This window comes from Sphingomonas sp. URJC2, from assembly GCF_059803575.1.
On sequence record NZ_JAPFGX010000001.1, the window covers coordinates 195,649 to 211,298 of the forward strand.

The following is a 15,650-nucleotide window of genomic DNA, read 5'->3' on the forward strand; positions in this document are numbered from 1 at the left end:
GCCTGTCAAGCCCGGGGGCGCCCGGCTGAGGCGTCAGGGCCGAAACATCAGGGCCGATGCGTCAGGCCCAAGGTTTCAGGCCCCAGATTTCAGGGCTAAAGAAGCTCCGCCACCTTTTCGGCCGGACGGCACAGCGCCGCCCCCTTGGGCGTCACCACGATCGGGCGGTTGACCAGGATCGGATGGGCACACATCGCATCAAGGATCCGGGCATCCTCGACGCCCGGATCGGTCAGGCCGAGTTCGGCCGCCGGCGTCCCGCGTTCGCGCAGCAGCGCGCGCACACCACCTTCGATGCGCGCGGCCAGCGCCTCCAGCTCGGGCCGCGTCCAGCCGGTCTTCAGATATTCAACCACCTCGGGCACGTGGCCGGCGGCTTCGATCATCGCCTTCACGTTGCGCGACGTGCCGCACGCGGGATTGTGATAGATTTTGACAGGAAAGCCGCTCACCCATCTGCCTTTTCGTCGTTTTTTCTGCTCATGACCGCAAAGCTGCTATTGTCGAGCGTCAGCTCGCCGCCACAGCCGCTGCACGTGACCCGCATCTTCAGGTCATGGCCGCACGGCACATGGCTGAGCAGCAGCGGCGGGCCGCGTTCATCGGCATACCAGCGGTCGCCCCATTGCAGCAGCCCCAGGATCACCGGATAGAGATCCAGTCCCTTTTCGGTCAGCTTGTAATCGAACCGGTCCGGGTGGTTCGAATAGGGCACGGCGCGCAATATGCCCTGCGCGACCAGCCGTTCGATCCGCCCGGCGAGAATGTTGGTCGCCATCAGCGTGTCGCGCTGGATGTCGTCGAACCGGTGGATGCCGGTAAAGGCGGCGCGCACGACCAGCGTCGCCCAGCGGTCGCCGAACAATTCGATCACCGTGTCGATCAGCGTGCCGGTGCTGCGCCGCCCGGCCACGGCCTCGGTCAGCCGCCGCCGCCGCCCATAGGTCGGCGTGACCTGCGCCAGCCCCGGCCCTTCCCGCCAGCTGACCGCGCGCGGATCGATCTCCGCATCGCACGCCGCGCACACCGGTACCGGCTCGATCGACCCGCCGCAGCTGCGGTGCACCAGATCGACGCGGAAATCGCGGGCGCGCGGTTCCCAGCGATGCTGCCAGCGCAGCATCATCAGCGCGATGCCGAACAGATCGCGCCCCTTGGTCGTCAGCACATAGACATGCCGGCGCGCCGGCAGCCGCCGGATGCGGGCGAGACAGTCATTCTCGACCAGCTTTTTCAGCCGCGCGCTCACCACAGAGCGCGGCAGGCTGGTCTGTTCGACGAACAGTTCGAACCGATTCGTGCCCAGAAAGGCGCGCTCCATGATGAGCAGCACCGGCACGTCGCCCACGACCTCCAGCGCCCGCCAGATCGAGCAGGCCCGGATAGTTTCCGCCTTCATCGTCGCCGCTCGATCCTCGCTCGCTTGCCGCGCGCCAGTCCGGCCCGCGCCCGTTCATCTCGCCCCTTGGCGTCCGCCGATAGGCCGCATGGCCCGCGCCGTCAAAGACGCGCGGGCCGAATGCCCTAGAAGCGCAGGTTGAACGCCAGCGCGATGTTGCGCGGACGGTCATAAATGCCGGTATAGGCGATGCCGCCGCCGCGCGTGATCGTGGTCGACAGCGGCAGCGGCCCGGCCTGTTGCAGGATGCGCTGGTTGGTCAGGTTGCGCCCGACAAGCGCAATCTCCCAGCGGTCATCCTCGGCCGCGAGCGCGACGCGCGCGCCCAGCCGGGCAAAGGCCGATTGCCGGGTGCGCGGGTCGAGATTGGCCGAGGCGATGAAGCTGCTCGAAAAATCCATGTTGAGGTTGAACCCAAGCTTCAGCCCGTCGGCCAGGGGCTGGCGGAAATCGGCATTGGCATTGCCCGACCAGCGCGGCGACAGCGCGTTGCGCTTGCCGGTATAGTCGCAAAATCCACCGGGGCCAGGCACTTGCTGGAAGAAGCATTGACCGCTTGTGAAGTCGGTGAACTTGAAATCGAGATAGGCGACCGCCCCGCTCAGCGTCAGCCGGTCGGTCACCGCGATCCGCGCATCGGCCTCCACCCCCTGCGTCCGCGCGCCGGCGGCGTTGCGGACGTTGAAGTTCAGCGTGCCGTCGAAGATGTTGACCTGCAGATCGTCATAATCGGTGCGGTAGAGCGACAGGTTGAACGCCAGCGAGTCGGCCTTGTATTTCAGCCCCGCCTCAAGGTTGTTCGCGCGTTCGCGGTCGAACTGGAACGCCCCGGGCCGCGCCACCGTCGTCGAATCCGGCCGCGAGTTGGAGCGGATGTCGAAGCCCCCGGCCTTGGTGCCGCGCGCGAACGAGACATAGACCATCAGCGCATCGCTGACATCGAACTGCAGATTGGCCATCGGGTCGAGCCAGCTTTGCCGGAAACGGCCGGAAATCTGATGCGCCTCGATGTTGAGCGCGCGGAACGTGCCCAGCACGACCGGCAGCGCAAAACTGTTGGCCGGCCCGCGATTGATCACCAGCGTCCGCGCGCCGCTCTTGCGTTCATGGTTGAACCGCGCGCCCGCCGTCAGCCGCAGCGACCGGCCCAGTTCCAGCTCACCCTGCGCAAAGGCCGAGAACAGATCCGATTTCTGCGCATAGACGCGCGCATTGCTGGTGTCGCCAATCGCGTTGAACGGCGGACCAAAGCCCAGAAACGTCCGGTTGAACCGCACCTGATCGTCGGCGTCGAGCCGCGAATGCTGGTAATAGACGCCGGCGATATAGTCGAACTTCTCCCCGCCCGGCGAGGTCAGCCGCAGCTCCTGCGAGAACTGGGCATAATCCTCGCCCTGGGTGGTGCCGTCGAGCAGCGCCAGCTCGGTGAAATCGACATCGATCGTCTCGCGCGTGCGATAGTCGACATAGCCGGTGACCGAGGTCAGCACATGTTCCACAACATCGAACTCGGTGTTGAGAACGGCGTTCAACACCCTGTTGTCGCTGACATATCCGCCATCTGCCTTGACATAATCCTCGACCGTGTCGACGGCGAGCGGCCCGGTGAACACCGCCGCATAGGTGCCGGTGGCGCCGAACGCCTCGCGCGGCTGGCCGCGGGTGCGGAAATCGGCATATTCAAGCTTCAGGCTCGCCCGTGCCGGGCCGCCCCGGTCGAAATCCACGATCCCGCGGACAAACGCCTCGCGCACATTGGGCTCGTCGCGCTGCGTCTGGCGGTTGCGGAAAAACCCGTCCATGTGGCGGTAATAGCCAACCAGCCGCGCGCCGATGCCGTCGGCGACCGGGCCGGAAATCACCCCGGTCAGCTGCGCTTCCTGATGGTTGAACTCATACAGCCCGCTCAGCGAGGCTTCCAGCTCGGCGGTCGGCCGGCGGGTGACGATATTCACCGCCCCGGCAATCGCGTTGTTGCCGAACAGGGTCGGCTGCGGCCCGCGCAGCACCTCGATGCGCTCCAGATCGACAAGCGGCAGCCGGCTCAGCTGGTCGCGGCCGTAATAGACATTGTCGACGAACATCGCGACCGACTGTTCAAAGCCCTTATTGTCGCCCGAGGCGATGCCGCGAATGGCGATGCGGTTGGCGATCCCGGTCTGGGTGATCTTCAGATTGGGCACCGAATAGGACAGCTGCTCAAGGCTGGTCTGGCCATAGCTTTCAAGCAGCTTGCCGCTGACCGCCGAGATCGAGATCGGCACGTCCGACAGCCCTTCCGCGCGCTTCTGGGCAGTCACGATGATGTCGTCCAGCCCCTGATCGGCACTGGCCCCCTGCGCCGTCTGGGCGGCGGCCGGGGCGGTCAGCGCCGTTCCCAGCAGGCACACAAGGATCGTCTGTTTCATGGCATTCCTCCCTCGCGTCCCCCGGTTCGGCCGCAGACGCGCGGTGCCGGGCTTTTTGACTTGCATAACACGACCTAGCTTAGTTAGGTATGGTTATACAAGTCGAGATAGGGCATGATCGAAACCGGTCCCCCGCAACGCAGGACAATCCGACCCCGCAATGCCGATCCCTCCCCTTCTGCGCCATAACCTGCGATTGCCGGTGATCGCCGCGCCAATGTTCCTGGTGTCCGGCCCGGACATGGTGATCGCGGCCGCGCGCGCCGGCATCATCGGCGCGCTGCCGTCGCCCAATGCGCGGACGACGGCGATCCTTGACGACTGGCTGGCGCGGATCGCGGCCGAAATCGCCGCCAGCCCGGAGGCGGCGGGCTGGGCGGTCAATCTGGTCGTCCATCCCTCCAACGACCGACTGGCCGATGATCTTGCCTGTGTGGTCCGCCACCGGCCGCCTCTGGTCATCACCGCGCTCGGCAGCCCGGCCCGGGTGGTCGATGCCGTTCACGGCTATGGCGGCCGGGTGTTTGCCGATGTGAACTCGGTCGGCTTTGCCCGCAAGGCGGCGGCGGCCGGGGTCGACGGGCTGGTGCTGGTCGCGGCCGGGGCCGGCGGCCATACCGGCGCGATGGCCGGCTTCGCCTTTGTCGAGGAGGTGCGCCGCTTCTGGGACGGGCCGCTGGTGCTGGGCGGGGCGATCGCGACCGGCCATGCAGTGCGCGCGGCCGAGATATTGGGGGCGGACCTTGCCTATATCGGCACCGGCCTGATCGCCTGTGAAGAAAGCCTGGCCGATCCGGGCTACAAGCAGATGGTGGTCGCGGCCGGCGGGGAAGACATCGTCCTGTCCCCCGGCATCACCGGGGTGCCGGCCAACTGGCTGCGCGCCAGCCTGATCGCCGCCGGCCATGATCCGGACAATATGCCCAAGGCACGCCGCCCCGATTTCGCCGATGCGCAGGGCACGGCCAAGGCCTGGAAGAATGTCTGGTCCGCCGGCCAGGGCGTCGGCACGGTCGCCGCGGTCGAGCCGCTGGCGGCGATCATTGCCCGGATCGGACAACAATATGAGGCCGCGCTCAGGCGGCCCGCCTTCGACGTTTAGGAGAGAGCCAATGCCCGCAACCCTTGTCGACACCATCGCCGCGACGCTGGGGCCAAGCGACAATCCCTATACCAAGGGCGCGTGGCGGCCGACCTATAACGAGTGGAACGCCGTGTTCGCCAATGGCGATGCCGAGGTGATCGGCCGCATTCCCGACGATATCGACGGCGTCTATGTCCGCACCGGCGAAAACCAGATCCATGAGCCGATCGGCCGCTATCACCCGTTTGACGGCGACGGCTTCATCCATGCCATGTCGTTCAAGGGCGGCCGCGCCAGCTATCGCAGCCGCTTCGTGCGCACCAAGGGGTTCGAGGCCGAGCGCGAGGCCGGGCGGTCGCTCTGGGCCGGGCTGATGGAGCCGCCGCACCGCTCGACCCGGCCCGGCTGGGGGGCGCAGGAATGGCTGAAGGATTCCTCCTCGACCGATGTCGTCGTCCATGCCGGGCGGATCCTGTCGACCTTCTACCAGTGCGGCGAGGGCTATCGTCTCGATCCCTTCACGATGGAACAATATGGCACCGAGGCGTGGGTGCCGGTCGACGGCATTTCGGCGCATTGCAAGACCGACGAGGCGACGGGCGAGTTGCTGTTCTTCAATTACTCCAAGCACGCACCCTATATGCATTATGGTGTCGTCGGCGCGGACAACCGGCTGAAACATTATGTGCCGGTGCCGCTGCCCGGCCCGCGCCTGCCACACGACATGGCGTTCACCGCCAATTATTCGATCCTGAACGACATGCCGCTGTTCTGGGACCCGGAATTGCTCAAGCGCGGCCTGCATGTCGTCCAGTTCCATCCCGAAATGCCGACGCGCTTTGCGATCATCCCGCGCTATGGCCGGAGCGAGGACATACGCTGGTTCGAGGCCGAGCCGACCTACACGCTCCACTGGCTCAACGCCTATGAGGAAGGCGACGAGATCGTGCTCGACGGCTATTTCCAGGAAGAGCCGATGCCGCGATCCTATCCCGGCGCGCCCGAGGGGCTGGAACGGATGATGGCCTATCTCGACCAGCATCTGCTGAAGCCCAAGCTTCACCGCTGGCGCTTCAACCTCAGAACCGGGCGGACGCATGAGGAGCGGCTTGACGACCGCATTCTTGAGTTCGGCATGTTCAACCAGAAATATGCCGGGCGGAAATACCGCTATGCCTATAGCGCGATCCCCGAGCCGGGCTGGTTCCTGTTCCGCGGGCTGGTCAAGCATGACCTCGAGACCGGGGCGAGCCAGAGCTATGAATTCGGCCCCGGCCGCTTCGCCAGCGAAAGCCCGTTCGCGCCGCGCATCGGCGCGACGGCGGAGGATGACGGCTATCTGGTGTCGTTCGTCGCCGATCTGAACAGCGACACCTCCGAATGCGTGCTGATCGACGCGCGCGACATCGCCGCCGGCCCGGTCTGCCGCATCCGCCTGCCGGAACGCATCTGCGCGGGCACGCACAGCAGCTGGGCGAATGGCAGCGATATCGGCATGGGCGACAATCCGATCCTGTCGGCGCGTTCGGAGGGGACCGGCCGATGACCGTCGCCAGCCCGGAAAAACGCGCCGCCTGCCGGGCCGAGGGCTGGTGGGGCGAGGTTACGCTCGACGACCTGTTCCGTGCCAATGCCCGCACGCATCCGGCGCGGCTGGCGCTGGTCGACGCGCCCAACCGCACCGATTTCGCCTTTGGTGCGCCCCGGCGGCTGACCTATGCCGAGATGGAAGCGGAGGTGACGCGACTGGCCGCGCTGCTGACCGCAGCGGGGCTGGCGCGCGGCGATGTGCTGATGGTGCAGCTGCCCAATATCAGCGAGTTCGTGACGCTCTATTTCGCCGCCGCGACCATCGGCGTGATCGTCAGCCCGGTCGCGATCCAGTATCGCTCGCACGAGCTGCGCACGATGATCGGCATCGTCCGGCCGCGCGGTTTCGTCTGCGCCACGCAGGCCCATCATGCCGATCATGTCGGCGTCGCGCGGCCGCTGCTGCCCGCCGACTGCCGGCTGATGACCTTCGGCCCCAATCCGCCGGCCGGGGCCATCGACCTGTCGGCAGGCGGCGGCACCGGGGCCGATCCCGCCGCCGCACGCGCCGGCCGCAGCGCCGATGACATCTTCACCATCTGCTGGACATCGGGAACGACGGGCGTGCCCAAGGGCGTCCCGCGCAGCCACAATCACTGGGTGGCAATCGCCGCCGCCTGTTACGAGGCCGCGCGGCTGGAGGACGGGGCGGTGCTGCTCAACCCCTTCCCGCTCATCAACATGGCGTCGATCGGCGGCATCACCATGTGCTGGCTGAAATCGGCCGGCACGATGGTGCTGCACCATCCCTTCGACCCGCAAGTCTATCTGCGCCAGATCGCGGTGGAGCGCCCGACCTTCACCATCGCGCCGCCCGCTGTGCTCAACATGCTGCTCCAGAACGAGGCACTGCTCGCCAGCATCGACCTGTCGAGCGTCCGGGTGATCGGGTCCGGCTCCGCCCCGCTCGCCCCGGCGATGGTGCGCGGCTTTCAGGAGCGGCTGGGGATCGAGGTGGTCAACATCTTCGGGTCGAACGAGGGCGTGTCGCTGATCACCAGCGCCGCCGACGAGCCCGATCCCGAAGCGCGGGCATCGATTTTCCCGCGCCGGTCGCTGTTCGACCGGCCACATGGCGCGGGGCGCGGCCCCAATATCGAAACCCGGCTGGTGCCGCCGGGCGGCGGCACGGCCATCGAGGACGAAGGCGTGGCCGGCGAGCTGGAAATCCGCGGCCCGACCGTGTTCGAAGGCTATTGGGACGCGCCCGACCAGACCGCGCAGGCGTTCACCGCCGATGGCTGGTTCCGCACCGGCGACCTGTTCGAGATCGCCGGCGGCGGCCGCCATTACCGGTTTGTCGGCCGGTCAAAGGATCTGATCATCCGCGGCGGCGTCAACATCGCGCCCGAAGAGATCGACCAGCTGCTGGGCGGCCATCCGCTGATCGCCGAGGCCTGCGCCTTTTCCCTACCCTGCCCGGTGATGGGCGAGCGCATCGGCCTTGCCTATGTGCCGCGCGGCGATGCCGATCTGACGCTCGACGAAGTGACCGGCTTTCTGCGCGCCAAGGATATGGCGGTGTTCAAGCTGCCCGAACGGCTGGTCCGCCTGCCCGCCTTGCCGCGCAACGTCACCAACAAGGTGATGCGCAGCGAGGCCCGCGCCCAGGCGCTGGCGATGCTCGTCGAAGCGGAGACGGCGGCATGAGCCGCGAGGTCTTCATCCTCGGCGGCGCGCAGACCGATTTCGCCCGCAATGTCGCGCGCGAGGGCGGCGGCCTGTTCGAGCTGATCCGCGATGTCAGCGAAGCGGCGTTCGCCGCGACCGGCATCGCCCCCGAACAGGTCGAGACCGTGCATATCGGCAATTTCGTCGGTGAGCTGTTTGCCGGCCAGGGGCAGCTGGGCGGGTTTATGGGCCATGTCCACCCGGCGTTGGCCGGCGTGCCCGCCGCGCGGCACGAGGCTGCCTGCGCGTCGGGCAGCATCGCCGCGCTCGCCGCCTCGGCCGAGATCGAGGCCGGGCGCTACGGCCTCGCGCTGGTGCTGGGGGTGGAGCTGATGCGCAATGTCCCCGGCCGGCGCGCCGCCGAATATCTGGGGGCCGCCGCCTGGGCCGGGCAGGAGGCGCAGGACGCCACCTATGTGTGGCCGCATATCTTTTCGGGCGTGGCCGACGAATATGACCGGCGTTACGGGCTGGATCGGGCGCATTTGCAGGCGATCTCGGCCAATGCCTTTGCCAATGCCCGGCGCAACCCGCTGGCGCAGACGCGCGGCTGGACGGTGACGCCCGATCATCTGGGCGATGACGACGCGCTCAACCCGGTGATCGAGGGGCAGCTGCGCAAATCGGACTGCGGCCAGGTGACAGACGGGGCAGCGGCGATCTTCCTTGCTTCCGCCGAAGTCGCGCGCGCTTATGCCGCGCGCACCGGGCAGCGGCTGGAGGCGATCCCGCGCATCACCGGCTGGGGCCACAGCACCGCCCCCCTCGCCTTCGCGCCCAAGCTGACCGCCAGCCGCGACGGGCCGTTCGTGTTTCCGTTCGTGCGCCGCGCGATGATGGATGCGCTGGCCCGTGCCGGGCTGGCCGACATCGATCAGGTCGACGGGCTGGAGGTGCATGACTGTTTTTCGATCACCCAATATATGGCGCTCGACCATTTCGGCCTGACCCCGCCGGGGCAGAGCTGGCGCGCGATCGAGGACGGCACGACCGCGCTCGGCGGCCGGCTGCCGGTCAACCCCTCGGGCGGGCTGATCGGGCTTGGCCATCCGGTCGGCGCGACCGGCGTCAGGATGCTGCTCGATGCCGCGCGCCAGGTCAGCGGCCGGGCGGGCGACTGCCAGGTCGAGGGGGCGCGGCGGTTCGCGACCTTCAATGTCGGCGGCAGCGCGACGACATCGGTGTGCTTCGTGGTCGGCGTCTGACGTCATGACGCCGGTTTATCTGCACGATGCGGTGCGCACGCCGCGCGGCAAGGCGCGCGCCGATGGCGGGCTGGCAGCGCTCCGGCCCGGACAGCTGGTCGCCGGTCAGGTCACGGCGCTCGAGGCGCGGGGCGGTGCGGCGGTGCGCACCGCCGATGCGCTGATCCTTGGCTGTGTCGGCCAGACCGACGCGCAGGGCGGGCATATCGGCCTGATCGCCCGGCTGGTGGCGGGGCTGCCCGACACCATGCCCGCGCTCAGCCTCAACAATTACTGTGCCTCGGGCCTGAGCGCGATTGGCCAGGCCGCCGCGATGATCGCCGCCGGACAGGCAGGCCATGTGCTCGCCGGCGGGGTCGAGATGATGAGCCGGGTGCCGTTCATGGGCGACCGCGCGGCCTATTACACCGACGCCGCACTGCCGCCCGACCGGCGTTACATCCCGGTCGTGCTCGCCGCCGACCGGCTGGCCGACGGGCTGGGCATCGGGCGGGACGAGCTGGATGCCGTCGCGCTGATGTCGCAGCAGCGCGCGGCGGCGGCAGAGCACAGCCCCCGGCTCAACGCCTCGCGGATTCCGACCGCCGGTCTGGCGCGCGAGGAATGCATCCGCCCGGCAACCACCGCCGAGGCGCTTGCCGCCCTGCCCCCGGCGTTCGGCGCGTTGCAGGACGATTATGCCGCTGCGCTGGACGGCCGGCTTTTTCCGCCGCGCCACACGCTCGGCCACGCCCCGCCGGTATGCGACGGGGCGGCGCTGGCGCTGCTGAGCAGCGATGGCGGCGGCCGGCCCCGGGCGCGCATCCTTGCCTATGCCGAGGGCGCGGCCAGCCCGGCCGCCGGGCTGACCGGCGGGCTGGACGCGATGGCCCGCGCGCTCGGCCGCGCCGGGCTTGATCTGCGCGAGATCGAGCGGATCGAGTTCATGGAGGCCTTTGCCGTCACTGCCGCGCTGTTCCTGCGCGACCGGCGGGTCGATCCGGCGCGCGTCAATGTCGGCGGCGGGCATATCGCCAAGGGCCATCCGCTGGGCGCGAGCGGGGCCATTCTCGCCTCCACCATGCTCGACAGTCTCGACGAAGCCGGGGCCAGCCTTGGCATGGTGGTGACCAGCGGTGCCTCGGGGGTGGGTGCCGCGATGATCGTTGAACGGCTGCACCCCGGACCGGATGCCGATGACTGAAACACCCGCCATGCTCGCCGCGCGCCATGCGCCGCTGATCGCCGATGCCATCGCCGCGGTCGAAACCCGCCGCCACTGGAGCCCGTTTCGCGATTCGCCCAGCGCGCGCTTCCATGCCCCCGGCGCGGCGGAGGCCGGACGGGCCGCCTTTGCCGCGCGGCTCGGCCAGCGCTTCATGCTCGACCAGCCGGGCATCACCGGCTGGATCGGCGATGAAGTGTCGCCCTATACGCTTGAACCGCTCGGCATCAGCTATCCGCGCTGCGATCCGGCGGCGCTGATCGCGGCGGCCGAAGCTGCTTTGCCCGGCTGGGCCGCCACGCCGCCCGAACAGCGCGTCGCGCTGTGCGCCGAAATGGCGCTGCGCATCGATGCGGCCGGCTTCGAGATGACCCATGCGGTCATGCAGGTGACCGGGCAAAGCTATACCCAGGCGTTCAGCGGCAGCGGTCCCAATGCGCTCGACCGGGGGATCGAGGCGCTTGCCTATGCGGCCAAGGCGATACGCGACGTGACCCCGCACGCCATATGGCAGCGCCGGTTCGGGGCGGAGGATGTCGCGCTTGTCAAGCATTACCGGCTGGTGCCGCGCGGCATCGGGCTGGTCATCTGCTGCGCGTCCTTCCCGACCTGGAATGCCTATCCGGCGATGTTCGCCAGCCTTGCGACCGGCAATCCGGTGATCGTGAAGCCGCACCCGATCGCGGTGCTGCCGATGGCGATCGCGGTCGCCGAATGCCGCCGGACGCTTGCCGATTACGGCTTTGATCCGAACCTGGTCACCCTGGCCGTCGATACGCGGGCCGAGCCGGTGGCGCGGCGCTTCATCGACGATCCGGCGGTGGCGATCATCGATTTTACCGGCAGCCCGGCCTTTGGCGGCGAACTGGAACGCAGCATCACCGGCAAGCTGCTGTTCACCGAAACCGCGGGGCTGAACGCCGTGGTGCTGGCGGGGGCCGAGGACCCGGCGGCGGTGGCCCGCGCCATCGCGCGTGCCGCCTGCCTCTATTCCGCGCAGATGTGCACCAGCCCGCAGAACATCTACATCCCCGCAGGCGGGATCGCGACCCCCGCCGGGCCGATGGGGTTTGACGATGTCGCCGCCGCGCTGATCGCCGCGATTGACGAGATTGCCGATGCCCCCGCCACCGCCGCCGGCATCATGGGCGCGGTTCAGGCCGAGGCGAGCTGCGACATCGTCCGCGCGCTGGAAGCACGGGCAGACCAGATTCCGGGCGCGCGGGTGCTCAGACGGCCGCGCCCCTATGCCCATCCCGATTATCCCGCAGCACGGACGATGACCCCGCTGGTCGTCGCCGTGCCGGCCGGCAACGAGGCGCTGTACGGAGCCGAGCATTTCGGCCCGGTGCTGTTCCTGATCGCCGCCGCGGATGCCGATGCCGCGGTCGGCGAGGCGACCGCGCTCGGCCGCCGCCACGGCGCGATCTCCTCCTATCTCTACGCCACCGATCCGGCGCTGATCGAGCGGGCGGCAGACGCCTTTGCCGGCGCGGGGATGAACCTGTCGATCAACCTCACCGGGGCGATGTGGGCGAACTTTGCCGCCGCCTATAGCGATTATCACGTCACCGGGCTCAACCCGGCGGGCAATGCCTGCCTTGCCGATCTGGCCTTTGTCGCCGGGCGGTTCCGCATCGTGCAGAACCGCCGCCCCGCTCTGTCCAGGGAGATAGCCGATGCCGCATGATCCCGATGCCTTTCTTGGTGCCTGGCGTCTCGTCGCCTGGCGCATCGACTATCCGGACGGGGGCGCGACCCATCCGTTCGGGCCGGACGCGCATGGCTATATCGTCTATGCCCCCGGCGTCATGACGGCGAGCATCGCCCGCGCCGGCCGGCCGCTGTTCGGCCTTGCCAATGCGCGGGCAGCCGATGCGGCCGCCAAGGCGGGGGCGTTTGACGGCTATTTCCATTATGCCGGGCCATGGTCGGTCGATGGCGATCATGTCGTCCACCACGTCACGATGGCGCTCAACCCCGACATGGCCGGAACCGATCAGCGCCGCCTCGCGCGGTTCGACGGCCATGGCGGGCTGGTGCTGTCGGCCCCCGAGGAGATGCGCGACGGCCGCATCCGCGACCATGTGCTGGCGTGGCAGCGCGTCTGAGCGCTTCCCCGTAACCGGTGTCAGGCGACGCCGTCGATCCAGCTCTGCACGACCTCCAGTTCGGCGGTCAGACGAACAAGGCTGGCCCGCATCCCGGGCGCGATCCGGCCATAGCTCGCCTCCAGCCCCAGAAACCGCGCCGGCACCGCCGAGGCCATGGCGAGCGCCGCCTCGGGCGGCACGCCGATCAGCTGAACGGCGTTGCGCACCGCGCGGGCCATGTCGAGGTCAGACCCGGCCAGCGTCCCGGCCGCGTCCACGCACACCCCGTCCCTGACCTCGATCCGCTTGCCCTGCAGCATGAACCAGCTGTCGCCGCCCACGGTCGGCATCGCATCGGTGACGAGCATGAACGCATCCGCCCCGCGCGCGGCAATCGCGATGCGCAGCGTTGCGGGATGAACGTGGCGGCCATCGACCACGATCCCGGCGATGACGCCGGGGCTGTCGAGCACCGCGCCCACCATCCCCGGTTCACGGTTGCCGAGCGGCGACATGGCGTTGAACAAATGGGTCGCGCCGGTCATGCCCGCGGCAATCGCGGCGCGCGCCTCGTCATAACGGGCATCGCTGTGCCCGCCTGCGACCACGGCCCCGCGCGCGACCAGCGCGGCGATCAGCTCCGGCGTTGCCAGTTCGGGCGCGAGCGTGACCAGCGTGCGCCCGCCGCGCAGCAGCGTGACCAGATCGACACTGGCATGGTCGATGGGCCTGATCTTGCTCGCCAGATGGATGCCGCGCCGGGCGACGTTCAGGAACGGCCCTTCGATATGGATGCCGAGCACGCCCGGCACCCCCTCCTCGATCGCCTGATCGACCGCTGCGATCGCGCGGGCGATGACCGGCGGATCGTCGCTGATCAGCGTCGGCAGAAAGCCGGTGGTGCCGAACCGGCGATGCGCCGCGCCGATGGCGGCAATGGTGGCAGCGGTCGGCGCGTCGTTGAACAGCACGCCGCCGCCGCCATTGACCTGGGTGTCGATGAAGCCCGGCGCAAGAATGTCGCCGGCCAGATCGATGATCCGGGCGTCGGGCCAGGAATCGGGCCGCGAATCTTCGGGCAGCAGCGCGGCGATCTGCCGCCCCTCGACCAGCACCGACAGGCCGGTGCGCAGCACGCCGTCGACCAGCACCCGGCCGTTCAAGAACAGCAGCGCCATCAGACCGTCTCGGTCACTTTTTTCAGATGCGGCGGCGCATCCGGATCAAGCCCGCGCGCCACCGCCAGCTCGGCCGCCGCGCGGTAAAAGCTTTGCAGCTGAACGATGGGGGCGAGCATGGCCGGCGCGGCGATGGCGGGCAGCGCCGTCACCCCGGCGACCGCCTTGCCGACCATGAACACCGGCGCACCGCGCGCGGCAAGATCGGCCGCGAGCGCATCGATGCCGACCGCCGTTTCGTCTTCCTGGCGAAAGATCAGCACCGGAAAATCGGGGCCGATCAGCGCCATCGGCCCGTGCCGCACCTCGGCCGCGCTATAGGCCTCGGCGTGCAGCTGGCAGGTTTCCTTGAACTTCAATGCCGCTTCCTGCGCAATGCCCAGCCCGACGCCGCGGCCGAGCACGAACAGCCCGCGCGCATCGCGCAGCCGTTCGACCAGCGGCGTCCAGTCGCACGCCATCGCTGCGACCAGCAGATCGGGCAACCGGGCAAGATCCGCCCCCTCTTCCCCGGCCCAGACGCCGACCAGCTGGGCGAGGCCGGCCAGGCTGGCGATGCAGGATTTGGTGGCCGCCACGCTCAGTTCCGGCCCGGCATGCAGCGGAAACAGCCAGTCGGCACGCCCAGCCAGCGGCGAGTCGGCGACATTGACCAGCGCGGCAATCTCCGCCCCGCCATCGGCGGCCGCATCGACGGTGGCAAGCAGATCGGGGCTGGCCCCGGACTGCGAGACCGCGATGCACAAGGCCCGCCCGGCCCGTGGCGTCACGCCATAGACAGAGGCAGTCGAGGGCGCCGCCGACACCACGGGGATGCCGAGCCGGGTTTCGATCAGATATTTGGCGTAGGTGGCGGCATGATCCGAACTGCCGCGCGCGCAGGTGAGCACCAGCGGCGGCGGCGCATCGCCCAGCCGCGCCGCCAGTTCGGCGGCACGTTGGGCATTGGCGGCAAGCATCCGGGCGACGGCCACGGGCGCTTCGGCGGCCTCGGCATACATGCGGGTGGCGCTGGCGGTGCTCACAGCGCGTTCAGCTCCGCCACGAAATCATAGGCGTCGCCGCGATACCAGCTGTGCGTCATCTCGACCGCGCGGCCATCCTCCAGAAAGCCGCGCCGTTCGATGAACAGGCCCGGCGCGCCGGCCGAGACCTGAAGCAGCCCGGCCTGTTCGCGGTTGAACAGCACCGCGCGCAGCCGCTGGAGCGCGCGCACCGGCCGGTTGCCCGCCGCATCGAGCGCGGCATAGAGCGAATCGCGCACCGCATCGACATCGGCCAGACAGTCGCCGGCGATGGTCGACTGTTCGAGCGCCATCGGCGCGCCATCGGCAAAGCGGATGCGGTGGAACCGGTAGACCGGCGTGCCCGGCGACAGCCCCAGCGTAAGCGATTCATCGGGCGTCACCGCGCCGCGCGCGCGCAGCAGCCATTCGCTGCTCGGCGCGCGGCCGCGCGCAATCATGTCTTCGGAAAAGGACGTGAGCTTGGCGAACTGCTTCTCAACCCGGCCGGCGACGAACGTGCCCGCCCCCTGCCGCCGGGTCAGCAGCCCTTCGGCCACCAGCCCGTCCAGCGCCTTGCGCACGGTGATGCGGGAAACGCCGAAATCGCGCGCCAGATCGCGTTCGGGCGGCAGCGCATCCTGCGGCTTCAGCTGGCGCTGCTCGATCGCACGGCGCAGCACATCCTGCAGGCGCAGATAGAGCGGGCCGGCCGCCTCGCTTTGCCCCTCCCCGCCCTGTTTTCCTCCGCCACGCTTTTCCAGCGTGACCACATCCTGCAACAGCCCCATTTGTGGCGCCTCCCTTGCTCCGC

The 15,650-nt window shown here is 68.8% G+C and carries 13 protein-coding genes; 7 read left to right on the forward strand and 6 right to left on the reverse strand.

Annotation, left to right across the window (positions count from 1 at the left end; all coding sequences use genetic code 11):
- Positions 1 to 95: 95 nt before the first annotated feature.
- The 3 genes from arsC to OPU66_RS00940 all read right to left on the reverse strand — a co-directional run bounded on the left by arsC (position 96) and on the right by OPU66_RS00940 (position 3,807).
- Positions 96 to 452: an arsenate reductase (glutaredoxin) gene (gene arsC, locus OPU66_RS00930; RefSeq protein WP_498551718.1), complete on the reverse strand. Its 357-nt coding sequence runs from the start codon at positions 450 to 452 to the stop codon at positions 96 to 98.
- Positions 449 to 1,399 carry a winged helix-turn-helix transcriptional regulator gene (locus OPU66_RS00935; RefSeq protein ID WP_498551719.1) on the reverse strand — a complete coding sequence of 317 codons (951 nt, stop codon included), beginning with the start codon at positions 1,397 to 1,399 and terminating at the stop codon, positions 449 to 451. The genes arsC and OPU66_RS00935 overlap by 4 nt, the downstream gene beginning before the upstream one ends.
- A 125-nt stretch (positions 1,400 to 1,524) precedes the next feature.
- The gene (locus tag OPU66_RS00940) at positions 1,525 to 3,807 is read right to left on the reverse strand and encodes a TonB-dependent receptor (RefSeq protein ID WP_498551720.1); all 2,283 of its coding nucleotides are present in this window, start codon (positions 3,805 to 3,807) and stop codon (positions 1,525 to 1,527) included.
- Between the two features lie 202 nt (positions 3,808 to 4,009).
- Here OPU66_RS00940 and OPU66_RS00945 point away from each other — a divergent pair, with 202 nt between their 5' ends.
- Genes OPU66_RS00945 through OPU66_RS00975 form a run of 7 tightly spaced genes read left to right on the forward strand, consistent with a single transcriptional unit; the run spans position 4,010 to position 12,672 of the window.
- Positions 4,010 to 4,909, forward strand: a complete 900-nt coding sequence (locus OPU66_RS00945; protein ID WP_498551791.1) for an NAD(P)H-dependent flavin oxidoreductase — start codon at positions 4,010 to 4,012, stop codon at positions 4,907 to 4,909.
- Between the two features lie 10 nt (positions 4,910 to 4,919).
- Positions 4,920 to 6,437, forward strand: coding sequence for a carotenoid oxygenase family protein (locus tag OPU66_RS00950; protein WP_498551721.1), 1,518 nt, complete (start codon positions 4,920 to 4,922; stop codon positions 6,435 to 6,437).
- Positions 6,434 to 8,131, forward strand: a complete 1,698-nt coding sequence (locus OPU66_RS00955; protein WP_498551722.1) for a class I adenylate-forming enzyme family protein — start codon at positions 6,434 to 6,436, stop codon at positions 8,129 to 8,131. Before OPU66_RS00950 ends, OPU66_RS00955 begins: the two co-directional genes overlap by 4 nt.
- A complete protein-coding gene (locus tag OPU66_RS00960) occupies positions 8,128 to 9,357 on the forward strand; it encodes an acetyl-CoA acetyltransferase (protein ID WP_498551723.1) in 1,230 nt (409 codons plus the stop codon). The genes OPU66_RS00955 and OPU66_RS00960 overlap by 4 nt, the downstream gene beginning before the upstream one ends.
- Positions 9,358 to 9,361: 4 nt before the next feature.
- Positions 9,362 to 10,540 carry an acetyl-CoA C-acyltransferase gene (locus OPU66_RS00965; protein ID WP_498551724.1) on the forward strand — a complete coding sequence of 393 codons (1,179 nt, stop codon included), beginning with the start codon at positions 9,362 to 9,364 and terminating at the stop codon, positions 10,538 to 10,540.
- On the forward strand, positions 10,533 to 12,251 hold the full coding sequence (paaN, locus tag OPU66_RS00970) for a phenylacetic acid degradation protein PaaN (protein ID WP_498551725.1): 1,719 nt from the start codon (positions 10,533 to 10,535) through the stop codon (positions 12,249 to 12,251). The genes OPU66_RS00965 and paaN overlap by 8 nt, the downstream gene beginning before the upstream one ends.
- Entirely contained in the window at positions 12,241 to 12,672 is a 432-nt protein-coding gene (locus OPU66_RS00975; protein ID WP_498551726.1) for a lipocalin-like domain-containing protein, read from the forward strand. The genes paaN and OPU66_RS00975 overlap by 11 nt, the downstream gene beginning before the upstream one ends.
- A gap of 20 nt (positions 12,673 to 12,692) precedes the next feature.
- On the opposite strand, the gene nagA is transcribed toward OPU66_RS00975, so the two are convergent.
- From nagA to OPU66_RS00990, 3 genes are read right to left on the reverse strand one after another with little or no spacing between them, the layout of a single operon-like run.
- Entirely contained in the window at positions 12,693 to 13,832 is a 1,140-nt protein-coding gene (nagA, locus tag OPU66_RS00980; protein ID WP_498551727.1) for an N-acetylglucosamine-6-phosphate deacetylase, read from the reverse strand.
- Positions 13,832 to 14,833, reverse strand: a complete 1,002-nt coding sequence (locus OPU66_RS00985; RefSeq protein WP_498551792.1) for an SIS domain-containing protein — start codon at positions 14,831 to 14,833, stop codon at positions 13,832 to 13,834. The genes nagA and OPU66_RS00985 overlap by 1 nt, the downstream gene beginning before the upstream one ends.
- A 20-nt stretch (positions 14,834 to 14,853) precedes the next feature.
- Positions 14,854 to 15,627: a GntR family transcriptional regulator gene (locus OPU66_RS00990; RefSeq protein WP_498551728.1), complete on the reverse strand. Its 774-nt coding sequence runs from the start codon at positions 15,625 to 15,627 to the stop codon at positions 14,854 to 14,856.
- Between the last annotated feature and the right edge of the window lie 23 nt (positions 15,628 to 15,650).